The sequence below is a fragment of the Paenibacillus sp. FSL F4-0087 genome, assembly GCF_038020215.1.
Classification (GTDB): Bacteria; Bacillota; Bacilli; order Paenibacillales; family Paenibacillaceae; genus Paenibacillus; species Paenibacillus taichungensis.
Map to the genome: position 1 here is coordinate 836,073 of NZ_JBBODJ010000001.1, position 24,127 is coordinate 860,199.

The 24,127-nt window shown below is 46.8% G+C and carries 24 protein-coding genes; 4 read left to right on the top strand and 20 right to left on the bottom strand.

Annotated elements, in window-relative coordinates; all coding sequences use genetic code 11:
• Position 1: 1 nt before the first annotated feature.
• From MHB84_RS03930 to MHB84_RS03960, 7 genes are all read right to left on the bottom strand, one after another.
• On the bottom strand, positions 2–880 hold the full coding sequence (locus tag MHB84_RS03930; RefSeq protein ID WP_063564224.1) for an ROK family protein: 879 nt from the start codon (positions 878–880) through the stop codon (positions 2–4).
• Between the two features lie 71 nt (positions 881–951).
• Positions 952–1,647, bottom strand: coding sequence for an MOSC domain-containing protein (locus tag MHB84_RS03935; protein ID WP_076289908.1), 696 nt, complete (start codon positions 1,645–1,647; stop codon positions 952–954).
• A 29-nt stretch (positions 1,648–1,676) separates the two neighbouring features.
• A complete protein-coding gene (locus MHB84_RS03940) occupies positions 1,677–2,783 on the bottom strand; it encodes a phosphodiester glycosidase family protein (RefSeq protein WP_256716839.1) in 1,107 nt (368 codons plus the stop codon).
• A gap of 5 nt (positions 2,784–2,788) precedes the next feature.
• The gene (locus MHB84_RS03945; protein WP_072734037.1) at positions 2,789–3,682 is read right to left on the bottom strand and encodes a 5'-3' exonuclease; all 894 of its coding nucleotides are present in this window, start codon (positions 3,680–3,682) and stop codon (positions 2,789–2,791) included.
• 173 nt (positions 3,683–3,855) lie between these two features.
• Positions 3,856–4,221: an arsenate reductase family protein gene (locus MHB84_RS03950; protein ID WP_076289910.1), complete on the bottom strand. Its 366-nt coding sequence runs from the start codon at positions 4,219–4,221 to the stop codon at positions 3,856–3,858.
• Positions 4,222–4,570: 349 nt separating this feature from the next.
• Entirely contained in the window at positions 4,571–5,554 is a 984-nt protein-coding gene (locus MHB84_RS03955; RefSeq protein WP_076289911.1) for an RluA family pseudouridine synthase, read from the bottom strand.
• The gene (locus tag MHB84_RS03960) at positions 5,551–6,132 is read right to left on the bottom strand and encodes a cob(I)yrinic acid a,c-diamide adenosyltransferase (protein ID WP_076289912.1); all 582 of its coding nucleotides are present in this window, start codon (positions 6,130–6,132) and stop codon (positions 5,551–5,553) included. Before MHB84_RS03960 ends, MHB84_RS03955 begins: the two co-directional genes overlap by 4 nt.
• Before the next feature lie 226 nt (positions 6,133–6,358).
• Here MHB84_RS03960 and MHB84_RS03965 point away from each other — a divergent pair, with 226 nt between their 5' ends.
• Positions 6,359–6,970 (top strand): DedA family protein, encoded by a 612-nt coding sequence (locus tag MHB84_RS03965; protein ID WP_076289913.1) that lies wholly within the window; start codon positions 6,359–6,361, stop codon positions 6,968–6,970.
• A 103-nt stretch (positions 6,971–7,073) separates the two neighbouring features.
• Here the strand turns inward: MHB84_RS03965 and MHB84_RS03970 are convergent, their stop codons facing one another.
• The 7 genes from MHB84_RS03970 to MHB84_RS04000 all read right to left on the bottom strand — a co-directional run bounded on the left by MHB84_RS03970 (position 7,074) and on the right by MHB84_RS04000 (position 11,318).
• Positions 7,074–7,610 carry a bifunctional adenosylcobinamide kinase/adenosylcobinamide-phosphate guanylyltransferase gene (locus MHB84_RS03970; protein WP_076289914.1) on the bottom strand — a complete coding sequence of 179 codons (537 nt, stop codon included), beginning with the start codon at positions 7,608–7,610 and terminating at the stop codon, positions 7,074–7,076.
• Between the two features lie 37 nt (positions 7,611–7,647).
• Positions 7,648–8,199, bottom strand: a complete 552-nt coding sequence (locus tag MHB84_RS03975; protein WP_076289915.1) for a hypothetical protein — start codon at positions 8,197–8,199, stop codon at positions 7,648–7,650.
• Between the two features lie 161 nt (positions 8,200–8,360).
• Positions 8,361–8,627 carry an aspartyl-phosphate phosphatase Spo0E family protein gene (locus MHB84_RS03980; protein WP_053780449.1) on the bottom strand — a complete coding sequence of 89 codons (267 nt, stop codon included), beginning with the start codon at positions 8,625–8,627 and terminating at the stop codon, positions 8,361–8,363.
• A 145-nt stretch (positions 8,628–8,772) separates the two neighbouring features.
• On the bottom strand, positions 8,773–9,981 hold the full coding sequence (locus MHB84_RS03985; RefSeq protein WP_076289916.1) for an aminotransferase class I/II-fold pyridoxal phosphate-dependent enzyme: 1,209 nt from the start codon (positions 9,979–9,981) through the stop codon (positions 8,773–8,775).
• 13 nt (positions 9,982–9,994) lie between these two features.
• The gene (locus MHB84_RS03990; RefSeq protein WP_024628343.1) at positions 9,995–10,495 is read right to left on the bottom strand and encodes an Lrp/AsnC family transcriptional regulator; all 501 of its coding nucleotides are present in this window, start codon (positions 10,493–10,495) and stop codon (positions 9,995–9,997) included.
• A gap of 158 nt (positions 10,496–10,653) precedes the next feature.
• Complete coding sequence (locus MHB84_RS03995) at positions 10,654–11,049, bottom strand: spore coat protein (protein ID WP_076289917.1); 396 nt, start codon at positions 11,047–11,049, stop codon at positions 10,654–10,656.
• A gap of 35 nt (positions 11,050–11,084) precedes the next feature.
• Positions 11,085–11,318: a hypothetical protein gene (locus MHB84_RS04000; protein ID WP_063564215.1), complete on the bottom strand. Its 234-nt coding sequence runs from the start codon at positions 11,316–11,318 to the stop codon at positions 11,085–11,087.
• A 100-nt stretch (positions 11,319–11,418) separates the two neighbouring features.
• Between MHB84_RS04000 and MHB84_RS04005 the strand changes: the two genes are divergently transcribed.
• The gene (locus MHB84_RS04005) at positions 11,419–12,573 is read left to right on the top strand and encodes an FAD-dependent oxidoreductase (RefSeq protein ID WP_143764738.1); all 1,155 of its coding nucleotides are present in this window, start codon (positions 11,419–11,421) and stop codon (positions 12,571–12,573) included.
• An 84-nt stretch (positions 12,574–12,657) separates the two neighbouring features.
• On the opposite strand, the gene MHB84_RS04010 is transcribed toward MHB84_RS04005, so the two are convergent.
• From MHB84_RS04010 to MHB84_RS04025, 4 genes are all read right to left on the bottom strand, one after another.
• Positions 12,658–13,872, bottom strand: coding sequence for an MFS transporter (locus MHB84_RS04010; protein WP_076289918.1), 1,215 nt, complete (start codon positions 13,870–13,872; stop codon positions 12,658–12,660).
• Between the two features lie 128 nt (positions 13,873–14,000).
• Complete coding sequence (locus MHB84_RS04015) at positions 14,001–14,567, bottom strand: hypothetical protein (protein WP_076289919.1); 567 nt, start codon at positions 14,565–14,567, stop codon at positions 14,001–14,003.
• A 120-nt stretch (positions 14,568–14,687) separates the two neighbouring features.
• Positions 14,688–15,065 (bottom strand): DUF350 domain-containing protein, encoded by a 378-nt coding sequence (locus MHB84_RS04020; protein ID WP_053780553.1) that lies wholly within the window; start codon positions 15,063–15,065, stop codon positions 14,688–14,690.
• Positions 15,066–15,178: 113 nt separating this feature from the next.
• On the bottom strand, positions 15,179–17,548 hold the full coding sequence (locus tag MHB84_RS04025; RefSeq protein ID WP_076289920.1) for an endonuclease MutS2: 2,370 nt from the start codon (positions 17,546–17,548) through the stop codon (positions 15,179–15,181).
• A gap of 187 nt (positions 17,549–17,735) precedes the next feature.
• On the opposite strand from MHB84_RS04025, the gene MHB84_RS04030 reads away from it, so the two are divergent.
• Both MHB84_RS04030 and MHB84_RS04035 read left to right on the top strand, forming a co-directional pair.
• A complete protein-coding gene (locus MHB84_RS04030) occupies positions 17,736–18,101 on the top strand; it encodes a phage holin family protein (protein WP_053780442.1) in 366 nt (121 codons plus the stop codon).
• Positions 18,102–18,306: 205 nt separating this feature from the next.
• Entirely contained in the window at positions 18,307–18,690 is a 384-nt protein-coding gene (locus tag MHB84_RS04035) for a cupredoxin domain-containing protein (RefSeq protein WP_076289921.1), read from the top strand.
• 104 nt (positions 18,691–18,794) lie between these two features.
• On the opposite strand, the gene MHB84_RS04040 is transcribed toward MHB84_RS04035, so the two are convergent.
• Positions 18,795–21,515 (bottom strand): cell division protein ZapA, encoded by a 2,721-nt coding sequence (locus MHB84_RS04040; protein WP_076289922.1) that lies wholly within the window; start codon positions 21,513–21,515, stop codon positions 18,795–18,797.
• A 138-nt stretch (positions 21,516–21,653) separates the two neighbouring features.
• Complete coding sequence (pheT, locus tag MHB84_RS04045; RefSeq protein ID WP_076289923.1) at positions 21,654–24,107, bottom strand: phenylalanine--tRNA ligase subunit beta; 2,454 nt, start codon at positions 24,105–24,107, stop codon at positions 21,654–21,656.
• Between the last annotated feature and the right edge of the window lie 20 nt (positions 24,108–24,127).

A 24,127-nucleotide genomic window follows, 5' to 3' on the forward strand; every position in this document is an offset into this window, starting at 1 on the left:
TTTACTTATTCAAAGCTAGTTTCGCCAGCGCAAGTGAACCACACAACCCCGCATTATCGCCAAGTCCAGGTGAAACGACATACTGGTCAATTTCGGACTGAAGTGCAGGATGCTGAACGTATCCAGCGAGCAGTTCCTGCAGTTTACTGCGAACCATTGGGAACAGATGCTCCTGCTTCATCACACCGCCACCCATTACAATTTTCTGAGGTGTGAGGATCAATACATAATTCATCAGAGCATGCGCCAGGTAATGTGCTTCAATCTCCCAAGCCTTGTGATCGGCTGGCAGTTCGTAAGCCGGTTGCTCCCAACGTTTATTGATGGCAGGACCTGCGGCAAGCCCTTCCAGACAGTCTCCATGATACGGACAGAACCCTTCATACGTATCCTCAGGATGTCTGCGTACAATAATGTGTCCCATCTCTGGATGTGACAATCCATGGACCATTTTGCCACCTACAACTGCGCCTGCACCAATACCCGTTCCGACAGTAATATACAGACAGCTATCTAGGCCTTGTGCAGCCCCCCAGGTTGCTTCCCCAAGCGCAGCACCGTTTACATCGGTGTCGAACGTCATCGGTACATCAAAGTGCTCTTTGAGCTTACCAATCAGGTTGTACTGACCCCAATGTGGTTTTGGTGTTGTTGTGATGTAACCATAAGTCGGGCTTCCTTCAATCGGATCAATCGGACCAAATGAACCTACACCTAATGCTTCAATACCTTTACCTTCAAAAAAAGCGATTACTTGAGCCATCGTCTCTTCCGGTGTCGTCGTTGGAAAACTTACGCGTTCAAGAACTTCTCCTTCTTCCGTACCGATACCACATACAAATTTGGTTCCTCCAGCTTCAATTGCGCCTAAAATCGTCATGTTAGTCACACTCCCAAGTAGTTTAAAATTAAAATGGATCTTCGAATCTGTTCTCTAAACAAGGGCATGAATTAATCCTGTTCAGCAGTTTCGAGCTTAGCCAGTCGCTTCAATAAGGTCTGCTTCCAGCTGTCGGCTAACGTTGGAATGGCCAGCAAAGCACGCATAGCAGCGACATCCTGCTTCCCCTGATGCATAATTCGATTAGCTTCCAGAATAGTCATTGATGCAGGATCCGTGCTTATTCGTCTGAAAGTTGCAGAAGGAGTTACCTCGCCCTCTTGCAACACCCGAAAATAAAATCCGGTATGCCCGCTATCCTGGAAATAAACAGGCAGCTCTTTGTAATCATACCGTGCACCAAGCTTGAAGCAAGGCTGTCTCGGCTGGCTGACCTGTACCGTGGCTTTCCCCAATTCATACACATCACCAATGCGGACTTCTTCCTCCATACAGCCTTCAACTGTCAGATTTTCTCCACAAGCTCCCCAGTCCAGCTTGCGATCCATCAGTTGTTCAAGCGCCGCATAACGACTGTAATCGTATACACAAACCGCCTTGTCAGGCCCACCATGATGCTCCAGATCAGCCTGGGCATCCCCTGTCATTCCGGTGAATGACAGGAAGACCGGGCTGGATATGGGATGTTTCACAATGCCGCTCATCACTTCGCGCTTCTGGCCAGGCAAGGCCTGAACTTGCCCTACGTTTACAGCTAATACCGCCGTTTTGTTTTCATCTGGCTTCCGGTTATGTGTGAGTGTCATCTGATCCTTCCTCCCATATTAGCTTTCTTTTAATGAACAGAGCCACCAAAAACAAGTGTATTACTTAACAAGCGGCCCGGGGAAGTAAGCATTTTGCCGCCAGCATACATGCCAGAAGATGCACCACCATCCAGGTTCATTGCCTGTTTGGCTCCAAGCTTCTGCATGACAGCAGCCCATTCCTTAATGGTCGCTCCAGAAACGGTAGCCAACATAACCGAACCGTCGGCCATAATGGCAATACCACTTCTTGCGCCGGAGGCATTGAGAATTTTGGTATCCTTGAAGCCCTCACTCGCTGGATTTACGGCAACTTTGCCGTCTTTCACCAAACGTGGACCTGCGCCCACAGCGGTGACTACATCTTGCCAAGGGATCTCTTTGCCCGCTGCATTGGTGTACTTATAATTCATCTCTACAGTTGATCCAATGGTGAAGCGGTCGGACGAAGATTTCTGATTTCCCGTGAAGACCAGCACCGAGCCATTCTTCGGAATGGCTACATCGGTATTCGGTACTTTCTTGGTGACAATCCCTTTCTCCATCACAACCGCCGTACCTCCTTTGAACCCGACTGTAGATCCCCGCTCTGGCGTGTATAACATCGTAATACTCGCATTCGCGGAAGGTGTTCGGTTAATAAAGGTCGCATACCAACTGCGTGAATTCCCTTCTTTATCTGTTACTTTACCCGTCAGGCTCACTTGAAGCGAATCCATGATGGCTGAGCCATCTTCCTTAAATCCAATCGTTGTTCCGTATCTTCCAATATGTATAACTTTGCCGTTTGCTATTAACATGCCGTATGGATCTGGAGCTCCGTTATAAGCTTCAAAAAACGCTCCGTTAATGGCCGCTTGCGCGCCATATGCCTTAACAATCGAAGGTAATGTTGCAGTCTGACCAACCTGCTTCTTCGCTAATCCTACGGTAACTGGTGTACCCTTGGGAATACTAACCGTCTGCACGGTAAAACTGCGTCCTGCTGCTTTTACTTTCTGTACCTTGGTGCTAATTGCCGCTTTGGCATCTGCTGTCTGTGGAACACTCACTGCTCCTGAAAGGACTACAGGCAAAGCAAGGACGAGGGCCATAGCCCCTGTCCACCACTTTTTGCCCGTCCGTTTTGTCTGCATGCTACTCACCCTATTGCCACTCCCATCCAAGAGCCCAGGCTCTTCATCTCAAGTTGTTCGAACTTGTCCATCACCATATCCGGATCAAGACGCAATTCACATACATCCAGTGCACATGCTACCGGAACAGCACAGTGAATCTCTGCCAGTTTGCGGGACAGATGAAGCATGTCGAGGTCATTCTCAATCTTGTTACGTACCGAAGGGGTAAGCTTATCCATATTGTCCAAAATACCTTCAATGGAGCCAAACTCCTGCACAAGTTTCAAAGCCGTCTTCTCCCCAATGCCACGTACCCCAGGATAATTGTCACTGGCATCGCCCATCAGACCTTTCATGTCAATCACTTGACGAGGTGTCAGTTGTTTCTCCGTCATTAGAGATTCAGGCGTATACACCATGTAATTGCCATGACCTTTTTTCATAATAATAATGCTTGTGCGATCATCAATCAGTTGCAGCATATCATGGTCACCCGTAAGTACCATCACGTTCATATCCGTCTGCTCGGTGTAGTATTTGGCAAGTGTACCGATGCAATCATCAGCTTCATATCCTTGAGCGCCAATATTCGGAATGTTCAAACTATCCATCACTTCGCGAATCAGAGCAAACTGAGGAATCAAATCATCCGGAGCTTCCGGACGGTTCCCCTTGTACGCTGCATACTCTTCACCGCGAAACGTCTTGCCCCCCATATCCCAACAGCATACGACATGACTTGGCCCAAAGGTCTGAACCGCATCCCAGAAATAACGGATAAATCCGTATACTGCGTTGGTTGGCACGCCTGCCTTTGTACGTCTGATATATCCGCTTGCAGATGTTGCATAGAATGCACGGAACAACACCGCCATACCATCTACCAGCAACAAAGTAGGTTCATTACGTTGATTCACTTGAATTTGTTCTCTCCTGTCCTGTATCTAGCAAATAAAATATCGAACTAATTCTATCATTATAGCATAGTTCCGCCAAGGATCGACCAGCCAAAAAAGCCCTGAAATTTGAACATTCAGAGCCTTTTTTACCTTGGTTCATTTAACAATCAATGAAATCATTAATCAACTAATTACGTGTTGTTCCATTCCTGCTCATACGTATCTTCCTTGAAACCTACGGTCACTTTGTGACCATCCGTAACGATTGGACGTTTAATCAGACGACCATTGGAAGCCAGCAAACGAATCTGCTCTTCTGTGGACAACCCCGGCAGCTTGTCCTTCAGTTGCTGCTCCTTGTATACTTCCCCACTCGTATTGAAAAACTTCTTCACTTCAAGTCCGCTCTTCTGAATCAATTCCGTTAATTCTGTTTCGGATGGAGGTGTGTCGAAAATAGGGATTAATTCCAGCTCATGCCCCTGAGCTTCCAGCCATTTTACGGCTTTACGGCACGTGCCACATTTGGCATATTGGTATACTTTTAGATTACTCATCGTTGCTTGTCCTCCTAAAATTGCTCCTGTATCGGGTGCTCCGGTTTCGATTTCTCGCTTCCCTTGGTTTGCTTCGCAAATCCAAAAGTCGCTCCAAACCGATACCATCGCACTGTAAATTTAAACCTCTTTGCGAATGAGAAAAATGTCCATTCGGCTTTAGGATCAAAAGCCTAAAACATAAAATCTTACAACCTGAAAATATTAAAAATTAGCCTACGGCATTTTGTTCGGATGCAGTTTGCATGCCTCACACGGGTTAAGGTAACTAACCGTTGACTTACTGCTGGACACAAATGCACTCTGAGCTACTACACACAGCGCGAATTGCAGGCTGTTTGATAGATTCCTACAACACTTCTCTAGGAGATGCCTCGGCATCCAAACGTGCCTCCAGGGCTGCCAAATCAGCGGGCAACGGGGCTTTGAACGTCATCCGACTTTGCAAAATGGGATGGTCAAACGCCAGCTCACATGCGTGCAATGCCTGACGGGCAATCCAAGTGTCTCGTTCATCCCTAACAGACATGGTCTGCTCATCGATCTCATGCACAGGAAGGGTCTTGTACATCCGATCCCCAATTAACGGGCAGCCGATCGATGTCATATGTACCCTTATTTGATGGGTTCTGCCGCTCTCCAGCTTCAGGTTCACCGCACTGGCGCTTCCGCCCGCCCATCTTGCAACGGTCGTGTATAACGTTCTTGCCGCATAACCGTCAGGTGTAACGATTCGACGATGCGGCTCTTCGGGATCACGATCAATCGGCCCATCGATGGCCCCCTCTTCTTGGGCAGGACTACCGTGCACAAAGGCAATATATTGTTTATCCACCGTTCCTGCGATCATCTGTTCAGACACATGCTGGTGCACATATGGATTTTTTGCGATTGCCAGCACACCCGATGTTTCCTGATCCAGTCGATGAATTGGTCTGAATCGGAAACGCTCGCTCTTGGACTTCCAATAATGGACAACTCCGTTTGCCAATGTACCTGTGTAATGCCCATGTGTTGGATGTACGATGACACCAGAATCTTTGTTCACTATAAGCAAGTGCTCATCTTCATACAGTATCGTAAAGGGAATCGGCTCAGGTAAAATATCATCCGACTCTTCCTGTTCCATCCGGACTTCCAGGACGTCACCTGTGCTAACTTTGACGCTGATGTATACTCGCTCGCCATTCAACATAATTCCCTGCTCTGTAAGTTTGATTCTCGACAGGAGCTTGCGCGAAACCTGTAGGCGCCGCTGAAGCACGGTCTTCAGCAGCCAGCCATCTTCATTTTCGGGAACCGTGTAAGTAAGTGGTGAATAATAATCGCTCATTCTTTGTCTTTGCGGCGGAATACTTTTTTGCTCCGCACATATTCAATGTCAGCTACCTGTTGTCTCGCATTGGCAGTCCGAGCTACAACGAAGAAATAATCAGACAGACGATTCAAATAACGTCGTACAGAAGGGTTGATATCCGTATGTTGTCCGAGTGTTACGGCGCGGCGTTCAGCGCGACGACATACTGTACGGCAGACATGTAATGTGGAAGAGAGCAGACTGCCCCCAGGCAAAATAAACCGCTCCACCTTCGGATTTTCCGCATCATACAGATCTATCCATTGCTCAAGCCGGGTGACCATCTCATCCCGTACTTTATATTTGGTTTCGCTAATTTTTACAAAGGCGAGATCGGACCCGCAATCAAACAATTCTTGCTGAATTTCGAGCAAGTGTTCACGCAAATCCTCAAATTTTCCGTTTGCTTGATCAATAAAACTAATGGCCTGCCCAACAAAACAATTCAGCTCATCAATTGTCCCGTAAGCTTCAACCCGGTCATCGTCCTTGATGACCCGTCCACCAATGACTGAGGTTTGTCCCTCGTCACCTGTTCGTGTATATATGCCCATTGTAATCCCTCCTATTGTTAATATCATTCGCATGGTAGAACGCTGGGGTTAAATATAAATGCATGCCCTTTTAGAGTTTAACTTAATCAGTATACTTGACCTACTATGAATACGGGAATGCTATTATTTTCAGAAACCAGTGAGATCCTTCACACGTATATATGAGTTGGTGTACTCTGCCGAGTATACGCCAAATCCTTGCAAACCAAAAGTAGAGGAGACGATTATGCAAAACTGGATAACCGATTTCATGGAACAATACGGCTACATAGGCATTGCACTCATTATTGCGCTTGAAAACGTATTTCCCCCCATCCCCTCCGAAATCATATTACCTTTTGGCGGCTTCATGACCACCTACACCAGCTTGACCCTTCCCGGTGTTATTCTTGCTGCTACCATTGGTTCTGTGCTTGGGGCAGTCATTCTCTATGGGATCGGACTGCTGATTGATGTTAATCGGCTGGAGAAGATTGTAGAACGTTGGGGTCATATTCTGCGGATCAAAAAAGAAGATATCCACCGTGTCGATGCATGGTTTGACAAATATGGAATGTGGACCGTATTATTCTGTCGCATGGTCCCCCTTGTTCGCAGCCTGATTTCGATTCCTGCCGGCATGTCCAACATGAAATTTGGTTTATTCCTGCTCTTCACAACCATTGGAACACTGGCCTGGAATATTATTCTCGTCTCGGTTGGTGCGGCTCTCGGTGCGTCATGGGAGAGTATCCTGCACTTTATGGACGTGTACTCCCTGGTCGTATATGTACTTCTAGCGATTATTGTTGTGGGCTGTATAATTTGGTGGATCAGAAGAAATAAAACTCGGAAATAAAGAAATTTACACGCATCGCATTTGTCATAAAATAAAGCCTCCGCACCACATTTGTGGTGACGGAGGCTTCTTTAGGCTCGTCCATCGTTAACATAATGAAATGTTAATCTTCATAGCGCAGCCCTCGATCTTTGAGATCTACAGGCAGGCCAGATATTAACAGATACATCTGTTCCGAATGCGCCTGCAACGCCCGGTTAACTGACGCCATTCTTGCTGCAAAAATTCGTTCTTCCTCTGAAGGATACAAAGAGCCGTGCATTTCATTGGTAATCACAAGCAGTTTTCCCTGGTAAGACAGAAGGGCGTCCAGCAACAGCTGTGTCTCTGAACGCTGCTTATCCAGATCATCACTTGCCCTGAACCCGGCTGCCATCCATGCGGTCAGACTATCCACAATGACAATACGCTGATCTGCCAGGAAGAGATTGGATTCCCGATTAATCTGGTGAAGCACCTCCGTCAGGTGCTGGCCATTCCCAGCCTGGATGGCACGATAATGAGCGGATGGCAATTCGGGAATCACGGGATCATGATCACCAGTGGATAAATAGATGCCCTCCCGGCTAATCCGGGCTGCGTATCCAAGCGCAAATCGGGTTTTACCACTGCCTATGCCGCCTGTGACCGTAATTAGCAATCCGCTCCCCTCCTTCAGTAGCCATACTAGATTGCATTTACTCTGTCAGCGCCTTCAGCACTTTCTTGGATTCTTCGACATTAGACGCCGACACTGGAATGGTAGCAAACAGATTTTGCGCAGCATAATCTACATCTTTGAACATTTTCATATCTTCCAGCGGAATGCCATAGAGATGTGATTCTGTCTTGATATCTGAACCGTCATCTCCTTCACCCTTTTCAACCAGGACCCCGCCTTCAAATACACCGCGCTTATACTTCTCCGCATCAAATGTATCATCCAGCGGAATATTGGAGCCGTTACTTCCGTACTGCTTCATATCAGCCTCAGGCAAAATGAAAATATCATGACCACCGGCCGCGTACTCTACCATAATTTTCTGCACATCATACATCGCACTGGTGATAACCTCCACCTTGGGCTCCTCGCCCAGCTTCTGCTGCAAATTAGCTTGCAACTGCTCCGAGATCACGGATGGATTTCCTTGGTTATCAATGATAAAAATTGTAAAACCGTCCTTACCGCCACAGCCAGCAAGCAGAAAAATCATAGAAATGATTGCGGTAAGCCCCCAAAATCTCTTCATTCCAGTTCCCCCTTTAGTCTCCTATGTACAATATATCACAATTGTTCCACGCAAAAAAATAACCCTGCCTATCCGGAGCAATCTATTCATAGATCAAAAAAAAGACCCATGCCGGGTCTTCTTTAAATTGCATATGCGTAACGTTTCGATACAACGAAAAATTACTTTCCTTTGATCGGATTAGCCTTCATGTATTCATTAATCTTCAAATCTAGTAAACTGCTAATTTCAATTACAATATCGGATGTGAATGATTTCTCTTCAAGGAATATCTGTTCCATCTTGCGGCGTAGCATATGGATCTCATCTTCCAAGGAAACGTTATGCAAAGATGCGTGATCCGGTTTCACCGACCATCGGTCGCCATGATCGCCTTCTGCCAAATAATGCCCACGATTAGTCGGTAAATCATATTCAACACAAAACAAAGCCAACCCCTCCTTGGAAAAATTAGTTTCCAAATACAAGAAAAACATATTTCAAATTGAAATTATATCACAATATTTTGTAAAAGAAAGTTATTTTTTTCTAGTTTGAAAAATGTTCATATTACTCAAAGGCTTCTAATCCCTATTAACCCTCTTTTTGCAGTTTGTAAACAAAGTTTCCGATTCGTTCCAATGCTTCATTCAATTGGGTCACCGATGTTGCATAGGAACAACGAAGAAACCCCTCACCTTGTGGACCAAATACATTACCCGGAACAGCCGCCACTTTATTTTCCGTTAGCAAACGCTCAGCAAAAAGATCCGAACTCAGCCCCGTCTTCTGGACACTAGGAAATGCATAAAATGCTCCCTGGGGTTCATGACAGTCCAGCCCGATATCTCTAAAACCCTGCACGATAAGGCGTCTGCGCTGATTATAGGATTCAACCATTCTATCCTTCTCACCTAAACCGTTTGTCAATGCCTCAAGCGCGGCCACCTGTCCCATGGCAGGTGCACACATCACCGTATACTGATGAATTTTGAGCATGGCTGCAATTAGTTCAGGATGTCCGCACATATACCCGATCCGCCAGCCGGTCATGGCAAAAGCCTTGGAAAACCCACTCACCAAAATGGTTCGTTCCTTCATATCCGGAATCGAAGCGAAACTAACATGTTTTTGCGTATATGTCAGCTCAGCATAAATCTCATCCGCAATGACGATCAGGTCATGCTTTTTGATCACTTCAGCAATCGGTAACCATTCTTCATAGGTCATGATGGCACCTGTAGGATTGCTCGGATAACATAGAATAAGAACCTTGGACTTCGGCGTAATTCCCGCTTCCAGCGCCTCGGCAGTCAGTTTAAACTGATCCTTCGCATACGTTTCTACACCAACCGGTATACCTCCACCAATCGAAGCGATCGGTGAATATGCTACATACGAAGGTTCTGGAATCAGAATTTCGTCTCCGGGTACGATCAAGGCACGTAATGCCAAATCAATGGCTTCACTGCCACCAACGGTAACAATAATTTCGTCTTTTGGATCATACTTGGTATCAAACTGAGTATCCAGGTACTCGCTAATGGCTTCCCTCAGTTTCGGCATCCCTGCATTGGAAGTGTAACTGGTCATTCCTCTTTCGAGTGAGTACACACAAGCTTCACGCATATGCCATGGTGTTACAAAGTCCGGTTCACCTACACCCAGTGTGATGATATCTTTGTTATCGCCAACTAGATCAAAAAATTTGCGTATGCCGGATGGCGGTATCTGTTGAACCAATGGAGCCAAGTACGAAGTCATTTTCTTGTTGTTTCCTGTTGTCTGTTCATTCACTATCATGACACATCTTCCTTTACGGCGAGATCATGAGACGGTTGTCTTCCTGATGGTCTTCAAAAATAATCCCGTCCTGCTTATATTTTTTAAGAATAAAATTCGTTTTGGTTGAAAGTACAGAGTCAATCGGAGACAATTTCTCCGATACAAAATTAGCGACTTCACGCAGGTTGCCACCTTCTACTTCTACGAGCAGATCATATGCACCTGACATGAGATATACCGATTTCACTTGCGGATACAGATAAATGCGTTCAGCGATCCCTTCGAAGCCACGACCACGCTCAGGCGTAATCTGTACTTCAATCAAGGCTGTTACTTTCTCATCATCAATCTTGCTCCAGTTCACAACGGTTGCGTATTTTACAATCACGTGGTCCTGTTCAAGCTGGGCCACGGCGTTCTTGATCTTATCTTCCGACTCCCCCAGCAGCGTCGACAGCAGTGCGGGAGTCCTTCTCGCGTCTTCCTTCAACAAATCCAGAACTTTTAATTGCAGATCGTTCAGATCCTTCATGTCTTTCCCTCCAGCGTCATTCAGGTTCCTGAAAATGAATTAATACTTATATTACATGAATTCAACGATCATGCAAAGACAAAAACCGCCCGCCCTGAATTCGGGCAAGCGGTGGTATGGTCTGCAACAGTACCTGCTTCAAACCATAATGACAAAGGTTACATGTAATAAGGGTTACCGTAATTCGGTTGATGCTGGGGTACATTAGGCGCCTGGCTGTAAGCACTCGTCTGCGTATTCTTTTCCTGAATGAACTGTTGACATTTCTGTTGGGTCTGGTGGGCCGATTGAATCTGCTTGTCCACATCCTGGCGCAATGCCTTCGAACCTACCGAATACATGTTGTTCTGCTGCATCACATTGAACAGCTCACCTTGCAAACGGAGTGTATCATTGGTCAAATCTGTGAACATCCGACGTGTAATAGGACAGGAAGCTTCGGTAGTTGCTGTCGTATATTCGCGCGCGGTTCGTCTTAAATCCGCAAGAATCGACTTCAACAAATCCTGCTCCTGCATAAATGATCCATTAGATGATAAAGATTGAGAATACACAAAGTTTCCTCCTATACGGTTAGATTCGGCTTCTATTACTGTGCTTGTGTTGGAGCAATAGATTGATGTTGCTGCAAAGCATTGACAAGTGTGTTCAGATGCTGTTCATGGGAACGAACATAGTGATTCAGTGCCTGCTGGATTTGCGGATTATGTGAGATGGAAGCTGTAGCCGCACACTGTTTGATTAGCAATTCTTCATTGGTTATTGAATCCGCAATATAATTTAACTCTTTCGGACTCAGCGCTTGCATGGATTGATTCTGCATGTTCTGGTTGACCTCCTCGGCATTAAGTTATGCGCAATTATTGTTAACCCGGTCACTCAAAAGTATACTCACTTAATACATTCTTACTGAGGTGAATCCTATGGAACTTATAAATGGTAATCCATTCTGGCCTACCACATTACAATCAAATTCCAGTTATCCCATTCTCGAAACAAATCTCTCCTGTGATACCTTGATCATCGGAGGAGGCATGGGGGGGGCGCTCTCAGCCAAGCTCTTAACAGATCGTGGAATAGACACGGTTGTCATTGATAAAAGAAAAATAGGCACGGGGAGCAGCATGGCTAACACGGGATTGCTTCAGTATACCAATGACAAAACACTTACCTCGTGCATTAATACGTTTGGTGAGGAACAAGGGGTGAGATTTTATGAATTGTGCCGCAATGCGATGCAGCAGTTAAAGGAAGTCGTGTCCGGTCTTGAGATGGACACTTGGTTTATTCCTCGGACGAGTCTATACTGTGCCAGCACAGAAGACGATGTGACCAAACTGGAAGAGGAGTATCATACCCTGAGACGTTATGGATTTGAAGTAGAGTTATGGAATCAAGAGAAGATCGAGAGTCATTTCCCATTTAGCCGTTCAGCGGCTTTATATACATATGGGGATGCTGAAGTTAATCCTTACCGATTAGTGCATGCTCTTCTTCATTCGTCTGTACAAAAGGGCGCACGGGTATTCGAACAGACTGAAATGACACACTGTGACTTTAAGGAAGATGGCGTTGTCTGTTATACCCCCAATGGCACGATCAAAGCCAAAAATGTAATCTTCTCCACAGGTTATGAAACGCAGGAGATCAAAAATGATCGTGGTGCCTATTTACAGAGTACTTATGCGATTGCGACCAAACCATTGAATGACCTCAGCAACTGGTATAAGCAAAGCATGATTTGGGAAACATCTCGTCCTTATCTGTACATGCGGACAACACCAGATGGCAGGATTATTGCTGGTGGTCTCGATGAAAATACGCCTCATGAGGACCAGCGTGCTATTCGAGCTCTGAACAGAGCACGGGTTCTACTGGAGAGAGTTGCGGAGTATTTTCCACTGCCAGACCTCGAAATTGATTATGCTTGGGAAGCCACTTTTGGCAATACACATGACGGACTTCCCTTTATCGGACCGCATCCGGAGTATCCACACTCCTATTTCCTGGAAGGATATGGCGGTAATGGTACCGTATACAGCATGATTGCTGCATCCATCTTAACGGATTCTCATTAACCAGAACGAGTAAACCCTCTCCCCTCTAATCGAAAAAAAAGGGGACGGCTCAGGAATGAACTCCTGAGCCGTCCCCTTTTTTTGCTACACAGAAGGTCCTTGTTGATCCCAATGTCCAAGTATTTTGCGCATAAATATCCAGCCAATGAGCGGGAAAGCTCCAAGTGTCACAATAAGCCAGGTTAACGTTTGTAACGTAGGGCCATTCATAACCGTCAGAATAAATACAGCAAGGCCAAATAAACGACCGACCATCAAACAAAGCTCCCTTAATACGACAAGTTCAACCCTTTTCTCTACATTTTCGCCGTTCGCCCCCATCAGGTCGAATCCTGCCGAAATCATCGGCAAAATATACAACGGCATCGACAAGGCAGATCCAATTCCCATAATTAAAAGCGTACCATAACTGACCTTCCATAATAGCGGAATCAACACGATGAATAACAATATCGCACCGGCTAACATCCCCCTGGACCTGTATTGCGGCTTAAACCATTTTCCTGCAGCCCAGTAACTCACCAGTGCTACGGCAGAAGTGATTAGTGAGAACTGGCCAAGCTTATATTCCTGCTTAGTTGCCACATAGACGAGCAACGCAATCAGAAAGGCAAATACGCCTTCTCGCACGCCTTGCGCAAACAATCCCATGCCAAGCGGCCTCCATGCGCTATCTTTGGCAGACAGCTGTCGCCACGGTTCAGACCAGCGGTATGTTCCGCTGACCTCCCTTTTTTTCAGAAAAAAACTGAACACAACGGCAATCACATAAATTACCAACGACACCGTAAAAATAAGGCGATAACCCGAATTATCAACCATCCGTGAAATAATTAGACCTGAGAACCAAGGACCGATAATACCTGTCATCGAACCCAGTAAACCCACCCAACCATTGAACAGGTCCCGATTCTCCCGGTCAGTCACCTCAAAATAAACCACATTGAAAGCAATCCAGAACAATCCCAGTGCACATCCAAACAAAATCCCCAGAGGCCATATCCAGTCAACCGCTTTTGGCCCGGCCCATAACACAAGCATGTAAAAAATACCTGACAAGGCTGTTCCCAAGCGCAACGCACTCATTTTGTTATGTTCCTTGACCCACTTTCCCGCAAGCCAAAATGTGAGTCCCAGTGAAATTTGTTGGCTTATCGTGAACCATCCCAGCATGGCGTAATCCGGGCGGCTTTTCCATAGATACACGTTCAGAAACGTCCCCGACAAAGCTCCGGCTAACACAAACAATCCATTCACGCCTAGTAGCAGAATGGATTGTCGGCCCAGAGAAATCTTCATCTGCTCCCTCCTTATTCCACCTGAAGTCAGCACTTCACAGGCAAGGTCTCAGGGTTAACGTACCCCAAGCAGAAGGAAAACATGATGAATTTCCGGAATATTATATATTTTTAGCGCAATATACTCCCTTATTTCCGCGCACTCAAATTCTGGATCAGACGCAGACGGTCATCCTCGGACAGGTTATATTGAACCTGGAAGCAGCCTGAGCATACATACATTTGTACAGAGAACGGCGCATCAAGCAACGAATCCGTACCAGTTACGGCATTGGCAACAGGATTGAACGTATCCTTGCTTGCCTTCTGTGTACCCGTAAGAATCATGAATTCACGGCAGTGTGGACATTCTGGAACTTCTTCTTGCAAATCAAGTTGCTTCTCCACGCCTTCTTCGTATTGAATCAGATCATTGCCCTCATCCGCATACTTCGTCAATGTGCGAAGCTCCGGCATTTTCAGCTCTACTTCATCACCCCACAGATTGGCGAGATCGGTAGTTTGTTCATCGTCCTCAACTTCATCCATATCATAGATGTCTTCCTCAGATTCATTGCTCTCTTCATCACCGATATTGATGTTTAGTGTACGGTATCCCTTTAATTCATTGTGACAGTAAGGGCATTCTTCTTCAGGACCTAGCTCCTCATCCCATACAATCTCGGTGTGGCACCACGGACATACTGTTGGTTCCATATTGAATCAACCTTTCTCTTTCGAATAATCATGTGTTTAAAACATAAATGACGCCAATGGCAAAAAATACAATCGATGCAGCAAACAGAATCCGTATCAATATTTTCATGAACGGTCCCCCTACATGATGCTCGCGCCAATAACAAATGACAACGAGACGGAAATAATCATGGATATCAATCCAACGGCCCGGTTATCCGCTTCAATCTCCTTGTCAATGGAGAACACCGGTGTCAGAAACTCGAATAGAAAATAGGCAATGAGCAGAAGGACAAATCCTACAAATGACCACGTCATCGCTTCATACACCGATGATTTGGCCTGAATGCAGAAATGAAGCACGTTGCAGATTCCGAAGATTTTGCCTCCTGTAGCCATCGCAACCGCCACATTGCCCTTCTTGATTTCATGCCAGCATTTGTACTTGGTCACCAGTTCAAAGCAAGCCAGAAATACAAGCAGCTCCATAATCGCTACGGAGAAAAATCCGAGCACCATCCCCAAGGGATGAGACAGCAATTCGTCAATCGTCCCTTTCACTCACCGTTCCCCTTCCCCATTCTGCTGCCTGAACTCGTCAGGCGGCAGAACTTCTTTGATTCCTGGTCGGGCTATTCCAATTCTGCGACGGTCACACCGTTTCCGCCTTCTCCGTAATTGCCCAGCCGGTAACTTTTTATATGTCTATGCTTACGCAGGTAATCCTGAATACCGGAACGTAAAATTCCTGTTCCTTTACCGTGAATAATATAAACCTGACCCAGATTAGCAAGGAAAGCTTCATCAATAAAACGATCTGTCTCCATCAAGGCTTCTTCCAGATTCGTCCCCCGCAGATCCAGTTCACTTTTCACATTATCATCGCGAGTTCGTTTCACACCAGTTACCGGTTTCTGCTTCGGTTTGGCTTCTGCTGGTGCAGACTGTTGTAATTCAAGATCATTCAGGGATACTTTCATTTTCATGATCCCCAATTGAACCATGGCATCCTTGGTGCCTGACATCTCCACCACATGACCTTTTTGATTCAAACTGTAGACAAGAACTTCATCGCCCGGTCCGATGGCCCGAGACTTCGTTGCCGTTGAAGTGCGTTTAACTGTCTTCTTGCGTTTCTCAGGTTCAGCTTCATCCAGTTGTTTGCGAGCAGCAATAAGTTTGTGCTCTTTCACGGATGCGCCTTCTTCCATGGCGAGCTGGCGAAGATCAGCTATAATCTTCTCAGCTTCTGCTCTGGCCTTGTCCACAATGTTACGAGCATCTTCTTCCGCTTTTTCAATGCGTCGGTCACGCTGCTGTTCCAATTTCTCCAGTTCGGCTTGATGACGGCTGCGCAATTTCTCCATATCTTGGCGCAAACGCTCTGCACTCTCACGTTCTTGCTCCGCAGTAAGCCGGTTTTCTTCCAGGGAAGCGATCATATGCTCTACGCGCTGGTCTTCCTCTTTCACTTCGCCACGCGCGTAATCCAGAATGTATCCTGGCAGGCCGAGCCGCTCCGCAATTGCGAAAGCGTTACTCCGTCCCGGCACACCAACGAGCAGTCGGTAGGTAGGGCTCAGAGTGTTAACGTCGAATTCCATGCTGGCATTAATAACACCTTTTCGCTCATAAGCGTAAGCTTTCAGCTCACTGTAATGCGTTGTTGCTACCATGCGGCATCCAGTCTGATGCATATGCTCCAGAATGGAGATCGCCAGCGCAGAACCTTCTGCTGGGTCGGTACCTGCCCCAAGTTCGTCGAGCAGCACCAGACTTTTGGTCGTCATGTTTTTCAATATCCGAATGATGTTAGTCATATGACTGGAGAATGTACTCAGGTTCTGTTCAATACTTTGTTCATCACCGATATCCGCATAAATCGCATCAAATACGCAGAGCTGGCTGCCGTCTTCGGCTGGAACGAACAAACCCGACATCGCCATAAGGCTCAGTAACCCAATCGTTTTGAGCGTTACTGTCTTACCACCTGTGTTTGGACCCGTTACGATAATGGACGTATAATCGTTGCCTAGTTCAATGTCGGTTGGCACCACATTTTCAATCGAGATCAGAGGATGGCGTCCCTTTTTGAGCTTGATGAATCCGCGATCGTTCATACGTGGCAATGTGGCTTTCAGTTCACGGGCAAGACGTGCTTTGGCAAAAATGAAATCAAGCGATCCCAGCAGGTCAACATCATACAATAACCATTCTGCCTGTTCACTGACAAGTGCTGTTAATTTCTGCAAAATCACTTCAATTTCGCGTTCTTCCCGGATTCGGGTCTCGCGCAATTTGTTATTCATCGCAACGATGGACTCTGGCTCAATAAACAGCGTTGCTCCCGAACCGGATTGATCATGTACAATCCCACCAAAGTACGAGCGATATTCCGATTTCACGGGAATCACGAAACGGTCTCCCCGAATTGTAATCAGCTGGTCCTGCAGCATTTTGGATACCGTAGAAGAACGGATCATTGAATCCAGTTTCTCACGGATGCGAGCTTCACCGCCGCGCAGCTCACGACGAATCTGCGCCAGTGTTACACTCGCGCTGTCTGAAACTTCAGCATTGTCGTCAATACAGATACGAATCGCATCTTCCAGCGTTTTTTGCTCAGATAACTGATCACTGATATAGAAAATGGATTCCACTTTTTCATCATCGTGGAGGGCAGCGATCTGACGTTTCAATCGACGTGCTGCCAAAGTGGTGTTGGAAATTCCCAGTAACTCATGCGGGTTCAACGTGCCCCCTATTTCAGCACGTTTGATCGACGCGGTAATATCCACAATTCCCCCAAAAGATGGAGAGCCTTTCAGACGATCAAACGTAAAAGCTTCATCGGTTTGCTGGAGCAGTCTCTTAACTTCTTCCAGTTCACTGATCGGCTCCAATTGTTCCGCTTTCTTTTTTCCCATCGTAGTCTGGGCAAAGCTTTGCAATGTATTTAAAATTTTGCGATATTCCAATGTTTGTAAAATTTTCGTGTCCAAGTGTACAACTCCTTCCAAACTATAACTGTATTATAACGAAAGAAACTTTCTAGCGCTATTTAACGAATCCTTCCACACATAACTTGGGACATAGCGCCGCAAACTACAGGTGTCAGGATTGTGCAACCTCACCAGTGAACAGGATGTACAATGCTCAATCCGATTTGAATAAAGGAGGTATAACACCATGAATTTTCTGGGACATGTCGTGCGATTTATCATCGCCGCAATTGTATTGATGGTCGTCAGCTGGATCGTACCCGGATTCGCCGTCGGTGGTTTCTGGAGCGCACTGATGCTTGCTCTGGTTATTGCTCTGCTTGGCTGGGTTGTTGAAGGCATCTTCGGTAAAAGGGTTAATCCTTTTGGCCGCGGTATAGTCGGCTTCATCGTCAGCGCACTGGTGATCTGGATTGGTCAATATGTCGTAGATCATGTACATGTCAGTCTGCTTGGTGCTGTTCTGGCTGCATTGGTCATTGGGATCATTGATCTGTTCATCCCGGTTTCCACCCCTTTTGATGCCGGAAGAAGATCCAAAGATCACGCATAGGCTCCAACGTACCTACTCTCCATAGGCTTCCCCTAAACCTCTGATGGCTTAAACGCCTGATGAGGTTTATTTTTTTAGGTTGTGCGCATGCTGATGTTCAAAAAAACGACATAGGCAGCATGTACAGGCATCTTCAATTTGCGGTATGATGACTGGAGAAATCATTCAAATTTTATCCATATCACGCTTTTTGAGGAGGCATATGATGAAGAAAGGCCTGGCATGGCTTGCAGCCTGTATGTTGATTCTGGTCCTTGCTGCATGTGGTGGAACTGGACAATCCGCAGAATCAAACGGTGAGTCCGACTCGGGTGCAACTGCAAGCGAAGAACTGGTAATCAAAGCAAGCAACTATGAATTTGACCAACCTGAATACCATTTAAAAAAAGGTGTCCCGGTTAAGATTGTTTATGAAAATACAAACGGAAACCATGGTGTTCTAGTACCTGAGCTGAACCTTCGGCTGGATACCCAGAACAGTTCCAAAGTGATCACTCCCGACAAAGCAGGGGAATTTGAAATGTCCTGTTCCGTCTATTGCGGAAGCGGTCACGGCAGTATGATCTCCAAAATTATTGTTGAAGAATAGTGTTCAAGACAAGGAGCCCCCGTAGCGACGGGAGCTCTTTCTTCATTATAACAAATTGTACAAGAGTGCGCTGTCCAGGATTCCAGTTATGACATAATCATCAGCTAGGTCTGATCCTGCTCAATCAATTCAATCCATTCGTTATATTCCGTCTGCAATTTCGTATATTCATCCCGCAATTGGCGGTAATCCGTATTCAGTTGCTCCGCCTTCTCCTGCTCCATCTCACGTTCAACTTGCAGCAAACGTAACTGATTGGCCGCAAGTTCATACCGCTCACCGATATCCAGCAGTTCATTTTCCATCGTCTGCTTTTCTTCGATTGCTTCTGCACGCTGCTGGGCAAGCTGCTGCCGCTCGTGTTCCAACTCTTCTACCTTCTCCACACTGGCAGCACTTTCTTTCTGCCAGAGATTCAATTCATTCTCCAGTGCAGCCCATCGATCTTGCCAGGACTGTTCCTGAGCCGCCCATTCATCAGCACGACGTTGCCAAACCTGATCTTGTTGTTCTGCTTGTTGTTCAGCTTGTTCTACTCTGGATTTCAGTTCAACTTCCCGTGCAGTCAGCTCTTGCAGGCGAGAGGAGAGCTCTGCCTGTTGGGCAGACAATTCTTCATGCTTAATCTGCCACTCAAGTGCTTCTTCTTCTGTCTGAGTCAGTAAGCTGCCTTGCTCATCGATCCGAGCAGATAGCTGATTGGCATTCTGTCTTGATTCTTCAAGCGCACGCTCAATCTCTTTCTTTTCTTCGCTCATCTCATTCAGCTTGCGAGTATAGTCCTCTTCGCGCTGCAGAGCATCACCGTAATCCTTGCGGATTTGTTTATAATTTTCCTGCAGCTTGCTCAGTTCTTCACGTGCATCATTCAATTCACCATCAAGCTCTTTATGTTGTAGCTCCAGACGACCAGCTTGTGCAATGTAACGTTCCGCTTCTTCGCTGGCGTGACGAGCTTCTTCTTTAACAACGGATAATTCATCATGAAGAGACTGTACACCTGACTCCAACGTTTCATTCTGTTCTGCAGCTTCAAGCACCTGTGTCTCCAATTCGCCGATCTCGATCAGACGTTGTTCAGCCTGCTCTTTCCAGGACAGCTCGCTCTGCGTCAGTGCACCAAGTTCATGTTGTAATGTGCGTACTGCCGCATGGGCCTGCTCAAGCACTTTTTGCAGCCTGCGCTGCTCATCCTCGGATTTCGCTTCGGCTTCACGAAGTTTCTTGATTTCCTGCTCCAGTTGACTGTGCTGCTCCTGTACTTTTCGCAGCTGTGCTGTCAGAGAAGATTCACGTTCAACGGTCTCGTTATACTGCTGTTTCCATTGCTGTTCCGCTTCCCGGAAATGTTCGGCCTCAGCTTCTTTGTTGCGGAGTTGTTCAGTCAGCAGAGCACTATCTGCTTTTAATTGTTCCAGTTGCTGCTCCAATTCCGTAATTCGACGAAGCTGAACATCTTGCTCCTGTTTGTATACGGCTTGTTCACTGCGCAACGTTTCAGTTTGATTACGCTCGTGTTGGAGCTGTTGCTCCTGATCCACAACCACCTCTTGAGCATTCTTGAGCTGCTTACGTACCTCGGTTAATTGGGCTTCAACATCGATTAAGCGCGATTTGGTCTGTTTACGCTCTTCTTCCAACTGCTGCTTCAGCTTGCCTTGCTCTTCTTGTAGCAAAGCTTCAGCAGTTGCCGCAGCTTCGTTCGCCTGAGTCTGGGCTGCTTCATGGATTTGCTGAAGCCGTTCTTCATAAGCCGCTTCTTTTTCCATCCATTCCAATTCCGCCAGTTCGGATGACTCCTTGAATGCTGCATTCAGCTGTTCAATTTCAGCCAATCGCTTCTGCTCTGCTCGTTGCTGCAGTGCGACTTGTTCTTCTTTTGCCTTCTCAGTCAGTTCTTGAGCCTGATTGACGGCAGCTTGCTCTGCCTGCTGTATACGCTGCTCCATCTTAGTTTGAAGTTCACGATATTGAAGCTGGGCTTCATCCTGAACCTTCTGCAATTGAGCTTCGGCTTGTTCCAGTTCAGACAAAATTGCCGCTTCCGCTTGTTCCTTCGCCATTTGTACCTGCTGTGCAGCCTGCATCTCGATTTTTTGACGTTCTGCTACGGCCCGAGCTTCGGCTTCTTTCAGTTGAACTGCCGTCTTCTCCTGCAGCTCCTTGTATTGTGCAGCCGCTTTGGCCTGGGCTTGCTGCATCTCATTTGCTGAACGTGTCTGTGCTTCCTTCAGCTGCGCTGCCGCCTGAGTCTGTGCATTCTTGATTTGATTCGCTGCTTTTTCTTCTGCTTCTTTGAGACGCGCCTGCGCCTTCTCCTCAGCCGCTTTCATCTGTGCAGCAGTTTGGGCTTGAAGCTTTTGCTCGCGACTTGCTGCCTGAGCGCGTTCCTGCTCCAATAATGTATTCAGCTTGGCTACTTCTGCCTGCTGATCCTTCTGGAGTTTCGCGATAGCCTGTTCCACCTCAGCCTTAAGCTTCATTGCTTCAGCGAGTTCTTGGTCCCTGCGTTCCAGTTCCTGCTGATGTTCATTTTGTATGGCATTCAGCCGATTAAGTTCATTTCTCATTTCGGTACGTTCACCGGTCAGCATTTTCAGCTCATTTCGAATTTCCTGAGTCTGAAGAGACTGCTCAGCCATATGTACAGCTGCTAGAACTGCAATACGCGGGGTATCCAGTCGGGAATTATGTTTGGAGATGGCGCTCATTCGCTCATCCACCAGGTTAGCTACTTGTTTCATATAGTCGGCACTGCTGCCAACCAGTTTATAGGAAGTCCCGTAGATCTCTACGGTGACGCGTGTACGATCAGGTATAGTCACAGTTGTGCCCTCCTTAAAGTCTGTATGTTGATTCTAAGCTGTAAAACAAAAAAAGTCACATCGATCCTCTAATGCTAAGGATTCGATGTGACTTCAAGCAATTCCTGCTAATCTTTGTTCAAAAAATTGACTTATGTTCTATTTACGCAATTCGGCTCCAAATTGCTCCTCCAGACGAGCAACAACACGAGCATGAACCTCAGTAATTTCCTCATCCGTCAATGTGCGTTCACGGTTGCGATAAACGAGAGCCATCGCTACGCTCTTCTTGTCTTCACCTAACTTGCTGCCTGTGAACACGTCGAATACCTGTACAGTTTGCAACAGTTCGCCAGCAGATTCACGAATCGAACGCAGCATATCCCCAGCTTCGATATCTTTACTCACAACAACCGCGATATCTCGCTCAACTGCCGGGAATCGTGGAAGCTCACGATAACGGATATCCGCATCCGCTTCACTATAGATCGCTTCAAGCCCGATCTCTGCGAGATATACATCGTTCAAATCATATTGCTGTTGCAGTTCAGGATGCAATTGACCCATCGTACCAATCAGTTTGCTCTCTCCGCCATCTTTTGCTTCAAGGTATACCGATGCGGAACGACCAGGGTGGAAGCCTTCTGGGCTGTTTGCTACCAGGCGAATGCGCTGCTCCAGGCCCACATAGGCGAACAGGTTCTCAAGTGCACCTTTCAGATCGAAGAAGTCCACTTTCTCTGCTCCCACATTCCACTGCTGGGATGCACGATTTCCGGTAAGCAACAAGCTCAGAACCGGAATCTCATGCGGTTGCTTCGTCAGCTTTTCTTCTTCAGTAAAGAACACACTGCCTACTTCAAATACAGCTAGTGAATCATGTTTGCGGTTCATGTTATACACCGTTGCATCCAGCATTTGAGGCAAGATGCTCTTACGAAGCACGCTGCGGTCCTCACTCATTGGCATAGCCAACTTCACGGCTTTACTACCTTCTGTTAGAGCAGGGAACAAAGATACTTTATCTGGGTGTACGAATGAATAGCTGATCATTTCCTGCCAGCCACTACCTGCAAACAGGCCACGAATGGTACGACGCATTGCTTGCGAACGTGTATATGCACCCGGTGTTGTTGGTCCTTCGATCAAAGTAGTTGGAATATTGTCGTATCCGTACAGACGAGCAATCTCTTCAAACAGATCCACATCAAGTGTAATATCCCCTCTGCGGCTAGGCACTTCAACATCAAGCAAGCCTTGCTGCGCATCACCACACGCAAAGTGCAAACGAGCGAAAATGGTTTTCACTTCAAGCAGGGACAACTCAGTTCCCAGATAGCGATTCAGTTTATCCAGCGACAGCTGCACAACATGTTTATCCGCTGCGGCTGTTCCAGCTTCCACGATCCCTTGATGAACTTCGCCTTCCGCATAACGCTGGATCAATTCAGCCGCACGGTTCAATGCCGTAATGACAGCAGCCGGATCGACTTCTTTCTCAAAACGCATGCTTGCTTCGGAACGCAGCCCCAGTTGGCGCGACGTTTTCCGAACGGTTCCACCGTCGAAATTGGCGGATTCCAGCAACAGATTCACTGTAGTTTCCGTTACCTCGGAATTCTCGCCACCCATAACACCTGCGATGGCTACCGGTTTTACGCCATCCGTAATGAGCAGCATATGCGGCTCCAGCTTGCGCTCTTGGCTATCCAACGTTACGATCGTTTCGCCTTCTTTGGCCATTCGCACTTCAATGTGGCCCTTCTCCAGCTTATCTGCATCAAAAGCATGCAGCGGCTGTCCGTATTCCAGCATGACATAGTTCGTGATGTCAACGATATTATTGATCGGACGGATGCCAGCGGCCATCAAACGGTTTTGCATCCACTGCGGGGAAGCTCCCAGCTTGATCCCAGTTACATAGCGAGCTGCATAATGACTGCATTGTTCGCCAGCCGTAATCTCAACCGAGATATGATTCGCAGCCGCATCACCGATTTCCACCAACTTTTGAGTTGGATCAGGCAGTTTCACTTCACGACCGAGAATTGCACCTACTTCATAAGCAGCACCCAGCATGCTCAAACAGTCGGAGCGGTTCGGTGTCAGGTCCAGTTCAAGAACATGATCGTCGAGACCAAGCACTTGGCTGATTGGTGTGCCAATTTCCGTTTGTGCCGGCAATACGAGAATGCCTTCCTGTTGGTCCTTCGGCAGCAACTTGTCGTTCATGCCCAGTTCTTTCGCAGAGCAGATCATGCCGAGGGATACAACGCCGCGCAGCTTGGCTTTTTTGATATCGAGTCCACCAGGGAGCTTAGCTCCTACCAGGGCAACGACTACCTTTTGACCGGCATCCACATTTTTCGCACCACATACGATTTGCAGATCTTCTTCCTGTCCAGCATCAATCACACATACATTCAGCTTATCAGCGTCAGGGTGTTTCTCCTTACTCTTCACGTAACCAACAACCACTTTGTTTACGCCCTGGTTCCGGTTCTCCACTACATCAATCTCAATCCCTGCACGGGTGAATTTCTCTGCCAATTCCTGCGGTTCCACGCCTTCCAGCGCGATATAATCAGACAGCCAATCTGTCGATACTCTCATGGACGTTCACTTCCTAATCT